Origin of the sequence: Bacillus sp. JJ722, from assembly GCF_036963345.1 — a bacterium.
Lineage (GTDB): Bacteria > Bacillota > Bacilli > Bacillales > DSM-1321 > Bacillus_AD.
Genome location: NZ_JBALMO010000041.1, coordinates 1 through 19,807, shown reverse-complemented (window position 1 = coordinate 19,807; position 19,807 = coordinate 1). Strand labels below are relative to the sequence as shown.

Below are 19,807 nucleotides of genomic sequence, written 5' to 3'. Positions count from 1 at the left end.
AGCTGGACGTAGATTCACTAAATATAAAGTGATCAACAACGAATTATTTTATAACTTCCTAAACAATAAAAAAAACTGGCCCAAAAGAGTTAAATCAAGTAATCAAACCCTTTTGGATCAGCTTTATGCTGAAATATATGAAAACCAAAGATCTTTAATTTGATCTGATAAGATCGGTGTATACTTAATCATCGTTTCCGCTAAAACCGACCCTTGAATACCGTCTTGAATACTATGCACTGGTAAGAGCGCAGCTAGGTATAAGAGGATAAACATGATAAGATAAGTTTCAAGGAATCCAAGAATTCCTCCACCCCATCTGTTTAACTGCTTAAGAATTGGAAATTGTGCTAGGAAATCGAACATCGATCCAAGAATTTGCCAAGCAATCTTCACAACAAAGAAGATAATAATAAAGGCTATCGCATTATAATATGCTTGGTCAATACCTACATTATCAAATAACATCGTAATAGTTGAAGTATCAGCAACTGATGGAAATGGTATCCATAATTCTAACTTCGGTGCAAGTTCATCGTAGAAAATAACAGCGACAATAAACGCTACTATAAAGCCTGTCATATGTATTAGTTGAAGAATGAATCCTCGTCTCAAACCGACAAGAAGACCGATCATAAAGATGGCCAAAATTATTATGTCAAGCATCGTGTTCAATCCTTTTCGTTCTTTTGTTCTCTTTGAATGTCTTGCAGTTGTTCTTTCACTTTAAGATAATCATGAATTGTATTCACCGCTGTAAGGACTGCTAGTTTACTAACATCGAGAGATGGATTCTTTTCACTAATTTCACGCATCTTATCATCAACAAGAGAGGCAACTAAGCGAATATGGCTGGAAGATTCCGTGCCGACAATGGTATATTGCTGGCCATATATATCAACTGTTATTTTATTTTTATTATTGTCTGACAAGGTCATACCTCCCTATTCCAAAGAATCCTAATCTCTATGATACCATGAACATGTTAACCTTGAAAGAAAAAAACATAACTTTAATCAGCCTGTAACACACTGACTAGATATATTAAATATCAAGATGTATACTCTTCTATGACTGCAATTTATATTACAGAAATTATGCAAAAATATTAACTTTATATTAAAAAAAGGAGATTTGACCAATGGCAAACGTCGTTTTAAAAATGACTCTTTCTTCCATTTCTGAATTAAAAAGTCATTACCAAGCCAAATTAGCGTCCACTGTACCACCAGGCGGTGTTTTCTCAGCAAAGGGTGACCGCTGCAATATAACAGCCTACAAATCTGGAAAAGTACTGTTTCAAGGTGCAAACGCGGAAAAGGAAGCAAGTCTCTGGAGTTCTAAAGCTAGTACACCAACACAAACTACATCCACTAAGAAAAATTCAGTTAAAAGCCATGAATATTCTCCACCAAGTAATATAGGTGAAATGAGCATCATCGGCTCCGATGAAGTTGGTACTGGTGACTACTTCGGACCTATCACTGTGGCAGCTGTATATGCTGATCGAGCTTCCATCCCTCTATTAAAAGAACTAGGGGTAAGAGATTCAAAGAACATTAAAGACCCTGAAATACTTCAAATCGCGTCTCAATTAAAGCATGCTGTACCTTTTTCACTGTTTGTTTTGGATAACGTGAAATATAATGCCCTGCAAGCAAAAGGTATGTCACAAGGGAAAATCAAGGCTTATTTACATAATTTAGCTCTCAAAAAACTGATTGATAAGATCGCACCAACTGAAGCTGAAGCTGTTCTTGTCGACCAATTCGCCAAACCCGATATATTCTTTAATTATTTAAAAGGACAGGACATATTTCAAGCGAAAAACATCTATTTAAGCACAGGAGCTGAAAGCATTCATGTTAGCGTTGCTGCTGCTTCCATTCTGGCGCGTGCAGCCTTCGTTAAAAAATTTGAAGAACTAAGCAAACAAGCTGGCTTCACCATCCCAAAAGGAGCAGGTCCTCACGTTGATGTCGCAGCTGCTAAACTGATCAAAACAAAAGGAATGGACAGTTTGCAAACCTTCACCAAACTCCATTTTGCGAATACGGAAAAAGCGAAGAATTTGTTAAGAAAATAATCCAGCCACTTCTTGCAATAATCCAGCGGGTTTTCGAATTAATTCGTCCACTTTTCTTAATAATCCAGCGGGTTTTTAAATTATTTCGTCCGTTTTCAAAAAAAGATGACCTCAGATTTATCCGAAGTCATCTTTTTTCTATCTATTACCCACGCAATTCAGCGCCAGCTTTTTCTTTAACAGCATCCAATACTTTCGTATGTGCTTTTGTTACATCTTCGTCTGTTAATGTTTTAGTAGGATCGAAGTATTTTAATGAGAACGCAATTGATTTCTTGCCTTCTTCCATGCGGTCTCCTTCATATAAGTCGAATACAGAAACTTCTTTCAATAACTTACCACCAGCTTCTGTAATGATTGCTTGAATTTCACCAGCTACAGTCCCTTTATCTACAACAAGTGCGATATCACGAGTGATTGATGGGAAACGAGGGATACTCGTATAAGCAATCGGTGCCACAGCCGCTTCTAGTAACGCTTTTAATGAAAGTTCAAACACATATGTTGCTTTAATATCATGGTTTTGTTCAACTGTTGGATGTACTTGACCAATATAACCGATATATTCGCCATTTAGTGTAACACTAGCTGTTCTCCCTGGATGCATTCCTTCAACAACAGCTGCTTGGAAAGAAATTTGATCGCTTAAGCCAAGCTTTTCAAACATACCTTCAAGAATACCTTTAGCTACATAGAAATCTACTTGTTTCTTTTCACCTTGCCATAATTGAGAATGCCATAAGCCTGTAATAGCTCCAGCCACATGTTCTCTTTCTATTGGTAATTCACCATCAGTGTTGTTTAAGTATACTGTACCTGTTTCATACAGGGCGATTGCATCATTTTGACGAGCTACATTGTATTGTAATGCTTCTAATAAATGAGGCACTAAGCTTTGACGAAGTACGCTTCTTTCCTCACTCATTGGCATAGCAAGCTTAACAGTGTCCGCCTTTTCAATTGCAAAAGCTGTTGCTTTTTCTTCAGAAGTTAAACCGTAAGTAACTGCTTGATAAAGACCCGCCCCTTCTAAATAACGGCGAACAAGACGGCGCTTAGATTGGTAAGGTGTTAATTGCCCTACTGTACCAGTAGCTGCTGGAAGTGTTTTTGGAATATGATCATAGCCATATAAACGAGCTACTTCTTCTACTAAGTCTTCTGGAATAGTAATGTCTCCACGACGAGTTGGTACTGTTACAGTAATTGTATTTCCTTCAACTGCGCTTTCGAACTTCAATGCTGCAAAAATAGCTTCTACATCAGCCATCGTTAAAGCTGTACCTAATAACGTATTGATTTTATCAACTGTAATAGATACTACAGCTGGTTCAATTGTTAATGTATCCACTTCAACAGAACCAGCTAATACTGTGCCGCTTGCATATTGCTCCATAAGAGCTACAGCGCGATCAGCTGCTGCACGTACACGAGTTGGATCTACACCTTTTTCGTAACGAGCACTTGCTTCACTACGTAGTGAATGATCTTTCGAAGTTCTGCGTACAGATGCACCTGTAAAGTATGCTGATTCAAGAAGAACAGTTGTTGTCTCATCACCTACTTCAGAGTTTGCTCCACCCATAACGCCCGCAAGTGCAACTGGCTCTGTTCCGTTTGTAATAACAAGTTGATGATCTTGTAACGTACGTTCTGCATCATCAAGAGTCACCATTTTCTCTCCGGCTTTGGCTTTTCTGACAACAATTTTCTTAGAGCCTAATTTGTCGTAATCAAAAGCATGAAGCGGTTGACCGTATTCTAATAAAATGTAATTTGTAATGTCGACAACATTATTGTGTGGACGAATACCAGCTGCCATTAAAGTAGTTTGTAACCAAAGTGGAGATGGACCAACTTTTACATCTTTAATAACACGAGCTGTATACAATGGATTATCTTCTTGTGCTTCTACTTCGACAGCAATGTAGTCAGAAGCTTGTTCATTGCTTTCTGTTACATTGATTTCTGGCCACTTCACTTCTTTACCAAGAACTGCACCAACTTCATATGCAACCCCTAGCATACTTAAGCAGTCTGAACGGTTTGGTGTTAAGCCAAGCTCTAGTACTTCATCATCTAAGCTAAGTTGTACTAATGCATCTGTGCCTACTTCTACATCGCTTGGGAATACAAATATACCTGTACTGTATTCTTTCGCAATCAACTTGCTTTCAATACCAAGCTCTTGAAGAGAACAAATCATACCGTGTGAAGCTTGCCCACGAAGTTTTGCTTTCTTAATTTTGAAGTTACCAGGAAGAACTGCACCTACAGTTGCTACAGCCACTTTTTGTCCAGCATCTACGTTAGGTGCTCCACAAACAATTTGAACTGGCTCTTCTGCACCGATATCCACTTGACATACGTTCAGCTTATCCGCTTCTGGATGCTTCACTTTCTCTAAAACGTGCCCTACCACTACACCTTTAATACCTTCATTTTTCTTTTCGACACCTTCAACTTCAATACCGCTCTTCGTAATTTTGTCAGCTAATTCGTCTGCTGAAATACCATTTATATTTACATATTGTTGTAGCCATTTATATGAAACAAACATTGTATAACCCTCCTCTTAATTATTCTTCGTTACGCTCGAATTGTTTTAAGAAACGAATATCATTGCTATAGAAATGTCTAATATCATCGATACCATATTTCAACATGGCAATACGCTCTACACCAATACCGAAAGCGAATCCAGAATATACTTCAGGATCGAAACCTGACATTCTTAACACATTTGGATGAACCATACCCGCTCCAAGCACTTCAATCCAGCCCGTTTGCTTACAAACATTACAGCCTTTTCCGCTACAGATTTTACATGAAATATCCACTTCTACAGAAGGCTCAGTGAATGGGAAGAAGCTTGGACGAAGGCGAATGTCACGCTCTTGACCGAACATTTTCTTTGCAAACACTTCTAAAGTTCCAGATAAGTCACTCATCGCAATATTCTTATCTACTACTAAACCTTCAATTTGCATAAATTGATGTGAGTGAGTCGCATCATCATTATCACGGCGATATACTTTACCAGGACAAATGATTTTCACTGGTCCTTTACCAGCGTGCTTTAACATTGTTCTTACTTGAACTGGTGAAGTATGCGTACGCATTAATGTTTCATCCGTAATATAGAAGCTATCTTGCATATCACGAGCAGGGTGACCTTGTGGCAAGTTCAAAGCTTCAAAGTTGTAGTAGTCTTGCTCTACTTCTGGACCTTCTTCTACTGAGTAACCCATTCCAATAAATAAATCTTCTGCTTCTTCAATAATTCGTGTTAGTGGATGAGATGCTCCTGCTTTTACTGTGTAACCAGGAAGTGTCACATCAATTGTTTCTGATGCTAGTTTCGCATTTATTGCAGCTTCTTCAAGTACGGATTGTTTACTTTCAATGCTCTTTGCTATCTCTTCACGAATTACGTTTACTAAAGCTCCCATTTTCGGACGCTCTTCAGCTGATAATTTACCCATTCCTCTTAATACTTCAGTGATTGGGCCTTTCTTTCCAAGGTAAGCTACACGCACATCGTTTAATTGTTTCAAATCCGATGCTTCTTCAATTTTTTGAAGGGCTTCTGCTTGTAGTTGCTTTAACGTTTCTTGCATAATATATTTCCTCCTTTATCCGATTTATCATCGGTATTCATACTCATCATTTGTGAAACCCTGTAAGCTAAATGGAATTCCAACTTGGCTCCGTATGGGCTTGAACGAGCCGACCGAGATGAGCCCGCCGTTGAATTTTCGTAAGTAGGCTGACGAAATCCATTAGAGATGGTAACTACAGCTAGACATACAAAAAAACCTCGTCCCCTAATAAAAGGGACGAGGTTATCGTCGTGGTACCACCCTTGTTTATGTACAAATCATCTGTACAATACTTCATTGGATTAACGGTCTTCTAAACCGGAGCATCTTTACGCATATGCGGTCCCGATGTCAGCTCGAGAGGTGAACTTCACTCTTTCTACTATGATAAAAATGCTTTCAGTCTAAGGCATTTTCTCCCTTGATCTTTCGTAAGAGCTACTTTTCTCTGTCAACGCTTTTCATATTTGAATTATACTTTCATATTATAGAGACTTTTCCTACTGTATGCAACTACGGTTAAAAAAGTTCTTCATCTATTTACAAAATTGATATAATAAAATTCCTGTCGCCACTGTTACATTTAATGATTCTGCTTCGCCTACGATTGGAATATATAAGTTCTGATCGCACTGCTGTAATATCACATCACTAACGCCATTTCCTTCATTACCCATTACTAATGCATACTTCTCATCTAACTGAACGTCACGGTAATCCATCGCATTTTGTAGTGACGTACCATATACCGTAATACCTTGAGCTTGTAGCTTTGGAATCCATTCTTGTAAATCCCCTTTAATAACAGGAATATGAAAGATTGAACCTTGAGTTGATCGCAATGCTTTCCCATTATATACATCAACACATCCATCGCCACAAACAACAACCTCTACTCCTGCTGCATCAGCAGTACGAATAATTGTTCCAATATTGCCAGGATCTTGAACACCATCTAATAGCAATACGCGCGAATATGACGTTGTATTTAATTGCTTTTGATCACAAATAGCAAAAATCCCTTGAGTTGTTTCCGTTTCTGCTAAAGCTTTTGCAACAGCAGATGATACTCGATATATCTCCTGATTATCAACATTCCATCCATTTGGAATTTCTATATTTTCATCTACGATAAGCAGATTCGCATAATCTTTTTTTAATGCTTCTTCCACTAAATGAAAACCTTCCACGATAAATTGTTTTGCTTTATCTCGTCCTTTTTTCGCAGTCAGTTTCTTCCATTCTTTCACTTTGTCATTTTGTATAGATTGAATGAACTTCAAGTTATCATTCACTCCTTTTCTACTGTCCGATTTTCCTATTATAGCCTAAACATTATACATAATAAATCAACACTTGTGAAAAAATAAGCGGGAGAACTGTGTAAGGAGGGAAAAAGATGAATTTAAATTTGCGACATGCTGTCATTCACAACGTAGCTGGCAATAGCCAAGATCAACTCCAAGATACTATCGTCGATGCCATTCAAAGCGGTGAAGAAAAGATGCTTCCCGGTCTCGGAGTCCTCTTTGAAGTCATTTGGCAAAACTCTACCCCTGAAGAAAAGAAAGAAATGTTATATGTATTAGAAAGCGGATTGAAAAAGTAACATACATTTACTAAGTGGGGGGCATGCCCCCCACTTAAAATCATTTTAGGAAACGGCGACCAAAAGAAAGAGCGTTCTTGAACATGTGTTTTATTAATGATTTCCAATAAAAGCTGATAACTAGCAATCTGGTACATTATTTCTCAACTATTCGCTTGTATACTCTTTCAGGTCTTCCAACGGTACCATATACCAAATCTGCTTTTAGTTTTTCTTCTCCAACTAAATGCTCTAAATACCTTCTTGCCGTTGTACGGCTTACTCCAATTTTCTCCGCGATTCCTTCTGCATTATAACCGTTTGATTGTATACTTATTACATCCAAGACTTTTTCAAGGGTCAGTGGATCAATCCCTTTAGGAACAAAGGCTTTTTCCTGTTGTTTCTTTTCCTGTGAAAATAGTTGATCAATCGCTTGTTGAGTAACTGCTGAAGGTTCTTTCTTCAAATCTTGTAATTTCTGACGATACTGCTTATATCGAAGCAACGATTGCTGGAATCGATCAAAAAGAACGGGTTTTATAATATAATCAAATACACCAATTGTAATTGCCTCTTGAATCTTATCCAATTCCTTTGTAGCCGTAATCATAATAACATCAATTTGTGTTCCACTTTGTTTTGTATTTTTCAAGAATTGCAGACCGTTCATATCGGGAAAATACACATCTAATAATATTAACTGTGGCTTGTATATTTCCATAAACATCTCAGCATCTTGATGATTCGTTGCTATTCCGACCACTTGAAAGCCATCCATTCTTTCAATAAACGTTTTCTGGATACTAGCTATTCTCAAATCATCCTCTATAATCAGTATTTCAATACAATCATTCATCCAGATCCCCCCCTACTCTTTGGAATAGCAATTGTAAAAGTAGTTCCTTTATATAATTCACTATAAAAAGTGACAGTACCCCCTAAATGCTCTACCGCATTTTTCACAAGTCGTAAGCCTAAACCTGAATTATGTTCACTATGTTTCGTTGAAAAACCTTCATCGAAGATAAGGTGGTAATATTCACTTGAAATTCCAACTCCATTATCACTAACTTCTATTATAAGTTCTTTTCCTAAATCTGTTAAAAATAGGGACACCTTCTTTTTCTGTGCAGAATGATTCTCTAATACAGCATCAAATGCATTATTCACTAGATTCCCTATAATCGTAACTAGCTCATTACGTCCTATAGAGGTAGGTACATCAACAAATGAACTTTCTCTGTCTAATTGAAATTCAATCTTCTTTTCACTTGCTAAGCTGTATTTCCCTAATATACATCCGGCAATAATATGATCAGGAATTTCTGTCATTAGAAACGAAAGTTGTTCTTGGGCTACATCTGATTCATCAGTAATTAATTCGATTGCTTCTTTATATGATTCTAATTGTATTAACCCTAATAATGTATACATTTTATTGGAGTATTCATGCGTTTGGGCTCTCAACCCTTCTGCATAGGATCTCATATGCGAAAGTTCCTGTAGAACTTTAGATAACTCTGATTTATTACGTAAACTAGCCACAGCCCCAATAACGTATCCATTATTAGAATGAATAGGAATACGATTCGTTACGAAAACCTCACTATTAATAAACATTTCACGATCATATTCTGCTTTACCTGTTCCTACTACATCTAAAAGGTGGGTGTTTTTGACTACTGTTCTAATGTCTGTGCCACGAAGTTTTCTGTCTAATGGAACATTCAGCATCTTATGGGCTTTTTCATTAACGACAGTAATATGTCCACGTTTATCAATAGCGATGATTCCTTCATGTATAGATTCTAATATGGTGTGTTTTTCAAGATACATTCTAGCTATTTCCTTTGGTTCAAGGCCAAAAAGAGCCCTCTTAATATTTTGCGAGAGAAGGAAAGCAGCAATAATACCTCCCATTAAAATGACAATGGTTAGAACAAGGATTTTATTTTTCACTTTTCTGACTTCTTTTGCGATATCTGTTTCTAAATATCCAACTGAGACAACACCAACCACCTCTTTGTTCTCATTGAATATCGGCGCTTTTCCACGTATGGATGGTCCCAGCGATCCAATAGATTCAAACACACTTGCTTTACCTTGAAAAGCAAGTTCGTTATCTCCACCAATCATTTTCTTGCCAAGGCGATCTTCTTTAGGATGTGAATATCTTATTCCTTCTTTATTACCAATAACGATGAATTCCGCATTAACTTCTTGTCGTACTTCCTCAGCAATCGGCTGAATAATCTTTGCAGGATTACTTGTAGCGAATGCCGCGATAATATCATCATCAACTGCAAGTGTCTGAGCTAGCGACAGCGCTTTCAAACCTTTTTCTTTTTTTAAGCTTTTTTCAACTAATTCAGCATATGTAATGCCAAAAAAACTGCCTATCATTAGTATAATAAACGATATACCAAGCATCAGTTTAATCTGTAATCGCAATAAACCACCTCTTTGTTACAATTATATTATTTTACTATTCTATACTATTTGATCCTTTTATTTCTAGTATCGTATTTTATATAACAAAAAACCAAATAGCAATATGCCATTTGGTTTTAGATCGTTCATTCACCTTCTCTTATCCTTCTACATTTACAATGACTTCTTTTCCTCTCATTTTAATGATGATCGGAATGATAAGCCATAATGCCATAAATATTAGGAAAGCTAACGAAAGTGGTCTTGTAAAAAAGATACTATAGTCTCCATTAGAAATTGTTAACGCTCTGCGCAGATTATTTTCAATCATTGGCCCAAGTACAAGCCCCAACACTAGCGGAGCAACTGGATAATCATGCTTAGCGAAGAAGTAGCCAAATATACCACATGCCAACAATAGCAATAAATCATTTGTTGAAACTTGAACTGCATAAACTCCGAATATCGAAATGGCAATAATAATAGGCAATAAATATTTTTTCGGTGTTTCTATAATTTTAGCAAAGACTTTTACTAAAGGTAAATTTAACACAAGCAACATCAGATTACCGATAAACATACTCGCTATCAATCCCCACGCTACCTCAGGATGATCTTCAAATAATAAAGGCCCTGGCTGAATATTGTACATCATAAAAGCCCCCATTAGAATAGCTGTAGTACCGGAGCCCGGAATACCTAATGTTAATAATGGAATCATAGCTCCACCAGAAGCAGCATTATTAGCTGACTCTGGAGCAGCCACACCCTCTATTGCACCTTTACCAAATTTTTCAGGATTTTTACTAATTTTCTTTTCCATGATGTAAGAGAAAAACGAAGCTAATGTCGCACCAGCACCTGGTAAAATACCTATAAAGAATCCTAATAAAGAACCTCGTGCAATTGGACCAGTGGATTTTTTAAACTCCTGCTTAGAAGGCAATAAATTATTGATTCTAGCAATTTTCCCTACTTCATCATCTTTTTCAATAATGGTCTTAAACACTTCTCCTAAGGCAAACAATCCGACAGCAAGTGTTAAGAACTCAATACCTTGAAATAACCATGGATTGTCAAACGTAAAGCGAGCAATTCCAGATACGTTATCGACACCTATCGTTGCAATTAACAAACCTAATACTGTCATAATTAAAGCCTTTGTTACTGATTTCCCCGCTAATCCACTCACTGCTGCCAGACCAAGCAGCATTAATGAGAAGTACTCGGCAGGACCAAACTTTAACGCAACTTGTGATAACGGCTTTGCTAACAGAGTAAGAGCGATTAACGTTACAATTCCCGCGAAAAATGAACCAATAGCAGCAATGGATAACGCACTCCCGGCACGTCCATTCTTTGCCATTTGATAACCATCCAGTGTCGTTACTACCGATGAAGACTCTCCTGGAGTATTAAGGAGGATTGAAGTAGTTGATCCTCCATACATGGCTCCATAGTATACTCCCGCTAACAATATGATGGAACTTGTTGCAGCCTGTTCAGGGGCAAGTCCACCAGTTAAAGAAGCAGTAACTGGAATTAAGAGAGCAACCCCACTCATAGGTCCAATTCCTGGCAAAACGCCTACTGCAGTCCCAATTAATACACCGACAAATGCAAACAGCAAATTATACCAAACAAACGCTGTTTCAAATCCAGCTAATAGATATTCCAAAGTATCCACTGATGATCTCCTTTCCTTACATTAACCATATCGGCCACCCTGGTAATGTTCCTTTTAAAACTTCAACATATAAATAATAAACAGCGCCTGAGAAACAGCCAGCAATGATTAATGATGTAACCCATTTACCTTTATCCATTATTTGAAAGCTAATGAATAAGAATAAAAACGTTGTAATGACATAGCCGATGTACTCTAGCACTAGTATATAAAGGAGTGCCAAAGTAAAAATCATACCAAAACTTTTTATATCTAATTGTCCTGCTTCCTTCTCTTTGTTCCGCCCATCTTTTAAAGCTTCAAAAAATAATTTGATACTTAATAGTGTTAAAATTGCTCCTAACCAGAAAGGGAAAATATCAGGTCCCACTTCACTACCATAGGAAGAAGTAGATAATTGTTTACTTCCAACCATAAACAAAATACCTACACAACTAAGCAAGACTGCAGCTACTCGATCAAAACTTAAAATCATAGTTTCTCCTCCACATTAAGGCGCTATTACTTCTCCATACCTAGCGCTTCTAACAATTCCTGTACTTGCTTCTCTTGTTCAACTAAAAATGACTGAAACATTTTACTGTCTTTATAATCTTCTTCCCAACCTTGTTTTGCCACTTCTTGCTTCCATTCATCAGAATTTACAAGCTTACTGATTGTATCATCCCAGTACTTCTTCGCATCTTTGGACATCTTCTCTGATCCGAATACACCTCTCCAGATGGCAAATTCAGCATCTATTCCTTGTTCCTTAGCAGTTGGAACATCTTTAAATTCCTCTCCAGCTAATCTTTCTGGTGACATAACAGCTAGAACACGTACTTTACCTGCTTTTACGAATTCCTTAACACTAGATGCATCTGTTCCAATTACATCAGCATTTCCACCAAGCAATGCTGTAAGAGCTTCTCCCCCGCCATCATAAGAAACATACTTTACTTTAGCCGGGTCAACACCATATTTAAACGGTGGAAGAATCGAAATTAAATGATCCATTGAACCAGGCGCTGAACCTCCAGCAAAGGTAAGTTTTTTCGGATCCTTTTTTACATCATCCAATAAAGATTTCAAATCCTTATATTTTGAATCAGCACGAACGACAATTGTTCCAAAATCCTTTGTAAGCTGTGCTAACGGTGTTGTATTCTTATAACCGTATGGCGAATTTCCTTCTTTTTTCAGATTATTAATAATGATTGGTGGAGAATTAACAAATAGTTTTTCATTATTTTGTTGATCTTGTGTAGCAAACTCAGCCATAAAAACGGCTCCCCCACCACCCGGTTTATTTTCTACTGTTAATGGTTGTGTTACTAATTTCGTTTCACTTAATACTTTAGTAAATGATCTCGCAGTCATATCCCAACCGCCACCTGCACCAGATGGAGCGACTACCGAGATCGCTTTGTCAGGATAAGTAGACTTTTTATTATCCTCTTCAGATGTAGTAGAACTACTAGAGCACGCCCCTAAACTTAGCGCCAACATACCTACGCAAATAAATGAAGCTACTTTCTTTTTCGATAAAACCATTATTCCATCCCCTTCTTGAAAACGTTTTCTTAATTTTACAGAATAATAGTAATATTGAAAGTTTTTATACATAAATAGCATTAAAAAATTTAACTTCATTTTGTTCATAAAGTTCACAAGATCTGTTACTCCTTGATACACATAACTAAAGCCTGTGATAGATACAACTCTATTCACAGGCTTTTTAATTGTTCAAAACAAAGAAAGAAGTTAAGCATATCAGTCGTTATTTAACGACCTTTTTGCCTAACTTCTTTCTAAATTGATTAATCAAATGTAATAGTATTCACCGCATCACGATCAAGTCGCTTAATTACTTCAGTAATTAGCTTCACTGTGTTTTCATAATCATCACGATGTAGAAGTGCAGCATGTGAATGGATGTATCGTGTAGCAATTGTAATAGATAACGCTGGAACACCGTTAGCCGTTACATGGATAGAGCCAGAGTCCGTACCACCGCCAGCCATCGCATCGAACTGATAAGGAATTTCTAATTCATCCGCTACATTTGTGATAAAGTCGCGTAAGCCTTTATGAGAAACCATACTTGCATCATATAGGACAATTCCAGGGCCTTTTCCAAGCTTACCCATTGCTTCTTTTTCCGTTACACCAGGTGTGTCTCCGGCAATCCCCACATCAACAGCAAATGCGATATCAGGTTGTACTTTGAAGGCTGCTGTTTTCGCTCCGCGAAGACCTACTTCCTCTTGTACTGTTCCAACACCGTAAACGATATTTGGATGATTTTCTGATTTTAAATTTTTTAATACATCAATTGCAATTGCACACCCAATTCGGTTATCCCATGCTTTCGCAAGTAACATTTTCGGATTATTCATCACCGTAAATTCGAAATATGGTACTACCATATCCCCAGGGCGAACACCCCACTCAGTCACTTCTTCACGAGTTGAAGCACCGATATCAATAAACATGTCTTTGATCTCAACAGGTTTTTTACGAGCTTCAGGTGGTAAAATATGAGGTGGTTTTGAACCGATGATACCCGTAATTTCCCCTTTGCTAGTTACAATTGTCACGCGCTGAGCTAGCATAACTTGTGACCACCAGCCACCAACTGTTTGGAAATATATAAAGCCTTTATCATCTATACGTGTAACCATGAAGCCTACTTCATCTAAATGACCGGCCACCATAATTTTCGGACCGTTTTCTTGGCCAACTTTTGTGGCTACTAAGCTTCCTAAACCATCTGTTGTTACTTCATCAGCATATGGTGATATGTATTTTGTCATAACATCTCGTGCTTCTTTTTCATTACCCGGAATCGCTTTAGCATCCGTTAACTCTTTAAGCATCGTTAGAGTTGAATCTAATTTTGTCATACAGTTTACCTCCTAATTCTTTCAACTATTCCTATTATACCTTTACTATTACGGTTCTAGAAGAAAACTAACTGTAATTTGCCAAAATAAAACGAATCATTCGTCAAATCACCTTCGTGTACGTCACTTTCGGTAAATACGCTTCATTTGATACACGACGAAGCTAGACCAACTGAAAAATAAGAAGTAAGTCTAGTAAAGCTAAAATAGGTAGACCTATTTTAAAATTCATATGCTTTGTCTTATGTCGAAACAAAAACATTCCAATCGCCGCTCCAACTGCTCCACCAATGATTGCAACACCCCACAATGTCGCTTCTGATATTCGATATTTTCCTTGTCTAGCTTTTCGTTTATCAATCCCCATTATCGTCAAACCGAGGATATTTATTACACAAAAATAATACAGAACAAACTCCATGCTTCTTACCTCCATTTATTTTAAACATATTCACTTATTCCTTATTGCCTTGTAATAATTAGTCTCTTACTTTATTGTAAGCCAAAAGAAGCCATCCTCCTATAAGGAGAATGGCTTCTTAACTGCTCTTCGCTCTAAGAACGAAAGGGCATATTATTTTTCTAAGTGTTTTTTAGCAGTGTTTGCTAATTCAGCGAATGCAGCAGCATCAGCAACAGCAAGGTCAGCTAACATTTTACGGTTTACTTCGATTTCAGCAAGCTTTAAACCGTGCATTAAACGGCTATAAGAAAGACCGTTAATACGAGCAGCTGCATTGATACGAGTAATCCATAATTTACGGAAGTCGCGTTTCTTTTGGCGACGATCGCGGAATGCATAATTCCATGATTTCATTACTTGTTGGTTTGCAACTTTATATAATGTATGTTTTGAACCATAATAACCTTTTGCTAATTTAAGAACTTTTTTACGACGTTTGCGAGTAACAGTACCGCCTTTTACACGTGGCATGTAATTCCCTCCTATTTAAATCGATCAATCGACGATTACTTAATGTTATCTAACATGTGGCGAATACGTTTGAAATCGCCTTTACTTACTAAACTAGCTTTACGTAGTTTACGTTTTTGTTTTGTTGATTTGTTTGCGAATAAGTGGCTAGTGTAAGCATTTGAACGCTTAAGTTTACCAGAACCCGTTTTTTTGAAACGTTTTGCAGATCCGCGGTGAGTTTTCATTTTAGGCATTTGGATTTCCTCCTCAAATACAATCTATAAATTACTTTTCGTTTTTCGGCGCTAAGACTAAGAACATGCTGCGTCCGTCCATCTTAGGAGCTTGCTCTACAGTAGCAAGTTCAGTGCATTCCGCAGAGAAGCGGTCCAATACGCGCTGTCCGATTTCTTTATGAGTAATCGCACGACCTTTAAAGCGAATGGATGCTTTCACTTTATCTCCCTTTTGCAGGAACTTATGGGCATTGCGAAGTTTTGTATTAAAGTCATGCTCATCAATTGTTGGGCTCAAACGAACCTCTTTCAAGCTGATGATCTTTTGATTTTTTCGCGCCTCTTTTTCTTTCTTTTGTAGCTCGAAACGATATTTTCCATAGTCCATAATACGGGCTACAGGTGGTTTTGCGTTAGGAGCAACTAGCACTACATCAAGATTTACACGAGCAGCAATATCCAGAGCTTCGAATTTTGTCTTAATGCCCAACTGCTCTCCGTTTTGGTCAATGAGACGAACTTCGCGGGCACGGATGCCCTCGTTTACCATCATGTCTTTACTAATAGTTAGCCACCTCCAAGGTTTATTTCCGAATACATCATTTGGGTTAGTGAAGATAAACATAACCGCAATAAAAAAGTGTGGATGTATGATACACCCACACTATGATCGACTAATTAGACAATATGTCAAATAAGAAAACCAAAACCTGCAAACAGCTTAAAGCGTCACTCAGGTGAGAAGCGGGTGCTTCTTCTTTCCTCAAATTAGTATTCAATTTTTACCTTTATGACTATATCATAAGGTTGCTGGCATGTCAAATGCCAAAAACTATTTTCAACAACAAAATTTATATTAACAAAGAGTCCGCTACTTTGCAACTAATTTTTTTATAGATACTAACTCTATTAGCGTGTAACCTCTGCCACAATCATGTTTTTGAAGTCTTCAAAAGAAAGTGTTTCTGATTTTTGCTCACCATATTTACGCACATTTACAGCATTTCCTTCAACTTCTTTATCACCTAACACAAGCATGTAAGGGATTTTCTGCATTTGAGCTTCACGGATTTTATATCCAATTTTTTCATTGCGGTGATCTAAATCAACGCGTAGTCCAGCAGCTTGTAACTCTTCTTGTACTTTCTTCGCATAGTCAAGATGAACGTCTGGAGATACGGGAATTACTTGCACTTGAACAGGAGCTAACCAAGTTGGGAATGCACCTTTGTACTCTTCAATTAAGAAAGCAACAAAACGTTCCATTGTTGATACAACACCACGGTGAATAACAACCGGACGATGTTGCTTACCATCTTCACCTACATATGTTAAATCAAAGCGTTCTGGTAATAAGAAATCAAGCTGAACAGTCGAAAGTGTTTCTTCTTTTCCTAATGCTGTTTTTACTTGGATATCTACTTTAGGACCATAGAATGCCGCTTCACCTTCTGCTTCGAAGTATGGTAATTCTAACTCATCCATCGCTTCTTTCAACATACCTTGTGCTCTTTCCCACATCTCATCATCATCATAATATTTCTCAGTATCTTCTGGATCACGATAAGATAAACGGAAAGTGTAGTCATTTAAGTTAAAGTCTTTGTATACTTCTTGTACTAAACGAACAACACGTTTGAATTCTTCTTTAATTTGGTCTGGACGAACGAAGATATGTGCATCATTTAATGTCATAGCACGTACACGTTGTAGACCTGAAAGTGCTCCACTCATCTCGTAGCGGTGCATTGTTCCTAATTCAGCAATACGAATTGGAAGTTCACGATAGCTGTGAATGTCATTTTTGTACACCATCATATGATGAGGACAGTTCATTGGACGAAGAACAAGCTGCTCATTATCCATTTCCATCATCGGGAACATGCCATCTTGATAGTGGTCCCAGTGACCAGATGTTTTGTATAAATCAACACTTCCTAGTACTGGAGTATACACGTGGTCGTAGCCAAGACGTTGCTCTTTATCCACAATATAACGCTCGATTACACGACGGATCGTTGCGCCTTTTGGTAACCATAGTGGCATACCTTGTCCAACTTTCATTGAATTGGTAAAAAGGTTTAATTCTTTACCGATTTTACGGTGGTCACGCTCTTTTGCTTCTTCTAATAAGCGTAAATGTTCTTTCAGTTCATCTTTCTTAAAGAAGGCAGTTCCATAAATACGTTGAAGCATTTTATTGTCACTATTTCCGCGCCAGTATGCTCCAGCTACGTTTAGTAATTTAAACTCTTTAATCTTACCAGTTGAAGGCACATGTACGCCGCGGCAAAGGTCAGCAAAGTCGCCTTGCTCATAGATAGTAACCTCTTCATCAGCAGGAATAGCACCAATTAATTCTACTTTATAATCGTCATCTTTAAAGAAATCTAGCGCTGCATCACGTGATACTTCTTTGCGAACTACTTCAATATTTTCGTTCACAATTTTCTTCATTTCTTTTTCAATTACAGGAAGATCCTCTGTAGAAATTGGCTGATCGACATCAATATCGTAGTAGAAACCACCTTCAATAACAGGACCAACACCCAGTTTCACGTTATCTTTACCATAAATACGCTTAATAGCTTGAGCCATTAAGTGAGCTGTACTGTGACGTAAAATTTCTAATGCATCCCCAGATTCTGGTGTAATAATTTCGATTGCTCCATCTTGTTCAATCGGTCTTTTCAAATCATATAATTCGCCATTCACTTTTCCTGCAATTGCTTTTTTGCGTAATCCAGGACTGATAGACGCTGCGATATCTTCTGTAGTCGTGTTCTTCGCAAATTCCTTCACAGATCCATCAGGGAAAGTAATTTTGAGCATTTCAGACATTGTTATTTCCTCCTACAATTAATAAATTTATTCAATTTAAGCTAAATGATCTGTCCATCTGTAAGGCATTGATGCCTCAGATACAATCTAACCTAGCCATGAAGACAAATTAGGGAACAATACTAACCAGCACCGATCCTTCTTAATTCATGCACTTACGACCATTTAAAAAGGAACCGTGGGACAGTTATAATAAAAATAGACAACAAAAAAGCCCGCCCCTGTACTAAATACAGGGACGAGCTAGTATTAACTATATAACCCGCGGTTCCACCCTGGTTTCACCTAATCAAATGACTTTGAGTAGATGACACCTCAATAAACTAATAACGGCAGCTTCCCGTCAACTATTACTTGAAAAATCTTTCACAGCCGAAGTTTAGAGGTGGTAAACAAAGAGCTCGGAATAGGAAGCTTACAGCCTAATGACTTCCCTCTCTACGAATCGTTACAAATTGTTCGTGTCCTCATCATTACTTTTTTCGAATAATGCTTTTGTATGTAAGATATTATAAATTGTTACGACGTTAAAAGCAAGAACATGATATTTCTTTTCACACTCTTTTTCAAAATAATTTGATATAGGCATTATAAACGAATTTGTTTATTTTCAAACATTTCATGCGAGTGAATACTAACTCTTTCTTCAAATATACGTGTAATCGTTAACACTAAAGGAATATCTTCTTCATTACTATAAATATATAAGTGCTTTGGTGCAATAGAAATTAGAGGTGCTAAAACATTTGAATCAATATACATAGGATAATCAGAGAATAACTTTCTGTCTATAAACCCGGATATTTCTTCCCTTTCAATTTTTTTGAAGTGGTCGTTATAGAACTGAAAATAATGCTGATGAAATAAGTGAAGTTTTTCTATTTTGGAAGGTACCGACAACATATAATTACGAAGCGTATAAACAAAACTCTGATAATCTTGTTCCATTTTATACTCATCTATCGCTGTTTCTACATACGTAATTAAATAATCTAACACTCCTTTCAATCGAAAAATCAAAAACGAAGGAAAGGAAAATGAAACCTTCCTCTCAAAAATAGAAATTAGACCATGATAAATTTTCTGATCAATATCATCCCAAAATGTATGACACTTTTCCTTGTCTTCTTGCATAACTGTAACGGCTAATTCTACTATTTGAAGACACTCTTCCTTATCGTTGAAGAAAAATTTCTCTCGTACAATTTGTTGTAGCCATTGTGATAGTAAGTCTTTTTGAATATATGTTACAAAAACTCTACGCATCATATGTAACATAGATGTTAATTCATGATCTTCTATAACAAGAGAAATCGTATCACTTTGTTCAAAATGTATATTTGAAAGTAATTTTAAACTTTTGCTTTGTTGTAATATAATTTGCTTAATTCGCAGCGCTTGCTGACCAGATTCAAAATGTATTCGTAGCAAAAAAACCCCTCCTACCCCAACGTTCCATATATGTATATGGAATATATGGTTTGTTTAGAAGAGAAAAAGAGGCTGTCCGAAAAGTGATTTTCAATCACTTTT

General features: G+C 37.1%; 19 protein-coding genes and 2 other annotated features. Of the genes, 2 read left to right on the top strand and 17 right to left on the bottom strand.

The genetic code is table 11. The features are described 5' to 3' along the window. Positions 1-123: 123 nt before the first annotated feature. Together V7014_RS06855 and zapA are read right to left on the bottom strand one after the other, a co-directional pair. Positions 124-666, bottom strand: coding sequence for a CvpA family protein (locus V7014_RS06855; RefSeq protein WP_335505529.1), 543 nt, complete (start codon positions 664-666; stop codon positions 124-126). 5 nt (positions 667-671) lie between these two features. After that, positions 672-932, bottom strand: coding sequence for a cell division protein ZapA (gene zapA, locus V7014_RS06850; RefSeq protein WP_335505527.1), 261 nt, complete (start codon positions 930-932; stop codon positions 672-674). 209 nt (positions 933-1,141) lie between these two features. Between zapA and rnhC the strand changes: the two genes are divergently transcribed. Further along, complete coding sequence (gene rnhC / locus V7014_RS06845; protein ID WP_335505526.1) at positions 1,142-2,086, top strand: ribonuclease HIII; 945 nt, start codon at positions 1,142-1,144, stop codon at positions 2,084-2,086. A 145-nt stretch (positions 2,087-2,231) separates the two neighbouring features. Here rnhC and pheT read toward each other — a convergent pair whose 3' ends face one another. From pheT to V7014_RS06830, 3 genes are all read right to left on the bottom strand, one after another. Further along, positions 2,232-4,646: a phenylalanine--tRNA ligase subunit beta gene (gene pheT / locus V7014_RS06840; protein WP_335505524.1), complete on the bottom strand. Its 2,415-nt coding sequence runs from the start codon at positions 4,644-4,646 to the stop codon at positions 2,232-2,234. Between the two features lie 19 nt (positions 4,647-4,665). Next, on the bottom strand, positions 4,666-5,706 hold the full coding sequence (pheS, locus tag V7014_RS06835) for a phenylalanine--tRNA ligase subunit alpha (protein ID WP_335505522.1): 1,041 nt from the start codon (positions 5,704-5,706) through the stop codon (positions 4,666-4,668). A gap of 212 nt (positions 5,707-5,918) precedes the next feature. Then, positions 5,919-6,152: a binding site (T-box leader), on the bottom strand. Between the two features lie 72 nt (positions 6,153-6,224). Beyond that, positions 6,225-6,971: a TrmH family RNA methyltransferase gene (locus V7014_RS06830; protein WP_335505520.1), complete on the bottom strand. Its 747-nt coding sequence runs from the start codon at positions 6,969-6,971 to the stop codon at positions 6,225-6,227. A 116-nt stretch (positions 6,972-7,087) separates the two neighbouring features. Between V7014_RS06830 and sspI the strand changes: the two genes are divergently transcribed. Beyond that, positions 7,088-7,297, top strand: coding sequence for a small acid-soluble spore protein SspI (gene sspI / locus V7014_RS06825; protein ID WP_335505518.1), 210 nt, complete (start codon positions 7,088-7,090; stop codon positions 7,295-7,297). 136 nt (positions 7,298-7,433) lie between these two features. Here sspI and V7014_RS06820 read toward each other — a convergent pair whose 3' ends face one another. The 12 genes from V7014_RS06820 to ytxC all read right to left on the bottom strand — a co-directional run bounded on the left by V7014_RS06820 (position 7,434) and on the right by ytxC (position 19,705). Beyond that, on the bottom strand, positions 7,434-8,135 hold the full coding sequence (locus tag V7014_RS06820; protein WP_335505516.1) for a response regulator: 702 nt from the start codon (positions 8,133-8,135) through the stop codon (positions 7,434-7,436). Beyond that, a complete protein-coding gene (locus tag V7014_RS06815) occupies positions 8,132-9,730 on the bottom strand; it encodes a sensor histidine kinase (RefSeq protein WP_335505514.1) in 1,599 nt (532 codons plus the stop codon). Before V7014_RS06815 ends, V7014_RS06820 begins: the two co-directional genes overlap by 4 nt. 139 nt (positions 9,731-9,869) lie before the next feature. Next, complete coding sequence (locus tag V7014_RS06810) at positions 9,870-11,396, bottom strand: tripartite tricarboxylate transporter permease (protein ID WP_335505512.1); 1,527 nt, start codon at positions 11,394-11,396, stop codon at positions 9,870-9,872. Between the two features lie 16 nt (positions 11,397-11,412). Continuing rightward, positions 11,413-11,871, bottom strand: a complete 459-nt coding sequence (locus V7014_RS06805) for a tripartite tricarboxylate transporter TctB family protein (protein ID WP_335505510.1) — start codon at positions 11,869-11,871, stop codon at positions 11,413-11,415. Between the two features lie 26 nt (positions 11,872-11,897). Continuing rightward, on the bottom strand, positions 11,898-12,929 hold the full coding sequence (locus V7014_RS06800) for a tripartite tricarboxylate transporter substrate binding protein (protein ID WP_335505508.1): 1,032 nt from the start codon (positions 12,927-12,929) through the stop codon (positions 11,898-11,900). Between the two features lie 266 nt (positions 12,930-13,195). Next, positions 13,196-14,281, bottom strand: a complete 1,086-nt coding sequence (locus V7014_RS06795) for a M42 family metallopeptidase (RefSeq protein WP_335505506.1) — start codon at positions 14,279-14,281, stop codon at positions 13,196-13,198. 163 nt (positions 14,282-14,444) lie between these two features. After that, positions 14,445-14,702, bottom strand: a complete 258-nt coding sequence (locus V7014_RS06790) for a DUF1294 domain-containing protein (RefSeq protein WP_335505503.1) — start codon at positions 14,700-14,702, stop codon at positions 14,445-14,447. 153 nt (positions 14,703-14,855) lie between these two features. Continuing rightward, entirely contained in the window at positions 14,856-15,215 is a 360-nt protein-coding gene (rplT, locus tag V7014_RS06785) for a 50S ribosomal protein L20 (protein WP_335505501.1), read from the bottom strand. Positions 15,216-15,250: 35 nt separating this feature from the next. After that, entirely contained in the window at positions 15,251-15,451 is a 201-nt protein-coding gene (rpmI, locus tag V7014_RS06780) for a 50S ribosomal protein L35 (RefSeq protein ID WP_034309070.1), read from the bottom strand. A gap of 31 nt (positions 15,452-15,482) precedes the next feature. Beyond that, on the bottom strand, positions 15,483-16,058 hold the full coding sequence (infC, locus tag V7014_RS06775; protein ID WP_205060197.1) for a translation initiation factor IF-3: 576 nt from the start codon (positions 16,056-16,058) through the stop codon (positions 15,483-15,485). A 3-nt stretch (positions 16,059-16,061) separates the two neighbouring features. Beyond that, positions 16,062-16,199 (bottom strand) — a sequence feature (ribosomal protein L20 leader region). 143 nt (positions 16,200-16,342) lie between these two features. After that, positions 16,343-18,274, bottom strand: coding sequence for a threonine--tRNA ligase (thrS, locus tag V7014_RS06770; protein WP_335505460.1), 1,932 nt, complete (start codon positions 18,272-18,274; stop codon positions 16,343-16,345). Between the two features lie 588 nt (positions 18,275-18,862). Beyond that, complete coding sequence (gene ytxC, locus V7014_RS06765) at positions 18,863-19,705, bottom strand: sporulation protein YtxC (RefSeq protein ID WP_335505458.1); 843 nt, start codon at positions 19,703-19,705, stop codon at positions 18,863-18,865. Between the last annotated feature and the right edge of the window lie 102 nt (positions 19,706-19,807).

What these genes read in the sequence shown, in the direction of transcription:
- V7014_RS06805 (WP_335505510.1), bottom strand. Translation starts at nt 11,871, where the DNA reads ATGATTTTAAGTTTTGATCGAGTAGCTGCAGTCTTGCTTAGTTGTGTA.
- V7014_RS06820 (WP_335505516.1), bottom strand. Translation starts at nt 8,135, where the DNA reads ATGAATGATTGTATTGAAATACTGATTATAGAGGATGATTTGAGAATA.
- rplT (WP_335505501.1), bottom strand. Translation starts at nt 15,215, where the DNA reads ATGCCACGTGTAAAAGGCGGTACTGTTACTCGCAAACGTCGTAAAAAA.
- pheS (WP_335505522.1), bottom strand. Translation starts at nt 5,706, where the DNA reads ATGCAAGAAACGTTAAAGCAACTACAAGCAGAAGCCCTTCAAAAAATT.
- rnhC (WP_335505526.1), top strand. Translation starts at nt 1,142, where the DNA reads ATGGCAAACGTCGTTTTAAAAATGACTCTTTCTTCCATTTCTGAATTA.
- V7014_RS06795 (WP_335505506.1), bottom strand. Translation starts at nt 14,281, where the DNA reads ATGACAAAATTAGATTCAACTCTAACGATGCTTAAAGAGTTAACGGAT.
- thrS (WP_335505460.1), bottom strand. Translation starts at nt 18,274, where the DNA reads ATGTCTGAAATGCTCAAAATTACTTTCCCTGATGGATCTGTGAAGGAA.
- V7014_RS06790 (WP_335505503.1), bottom strand. Translation starts at nt 14,702, where the DNA reads ATGGAGTTTGTTCTGTATTATTTTTGTGTAATAAATATCCTCGGTTTG.
- infC (WP_205060197.1), bottom strand. Translation starts at nt 16,058, where the DNA reads ATGTTTATCTTCACTAACCCAAATGATGTATTCGGAAATAAACCTTGG.
- pheT (WP_335505524.1), bottom strand. Translation starts at nt 4,646, where the DNA reads ATGTTTGTTTCATATAAATGGCTACAACAATATGTAAATATAAATGGT.
- rpmI (WP_034309070.1), bottom strand. Translation starts at nt 15,451, where the DNA reads ATGCCTAAAATGAAAACTCACCGCGGATCTGCAAAACGTTTCAAAAAA.
- V7014_RS06855 (WP_335505529.1), bottom strand. Translation starts at nt 666, where the DNA reads ATGCTTGACATAATAATTTTGGCCATCTTTATGATCGGTCTTCTTGTC.
- V7014_RS06800 (WP_335505508.1), bottom strand. Translation starts at nt 12,929, where the DNA reads ATGGTTTTATCGAAAAAGAAAGTAGCTTCATTTATTTGCGTAGGTATG.
- sspI (WP_335505518.1), top strand. Translation starts at nt 7,088, where the DNA reads ATGAATTTAAATTTGCGACATGCTGTCATTCACAACGTAGCTGGCAAT.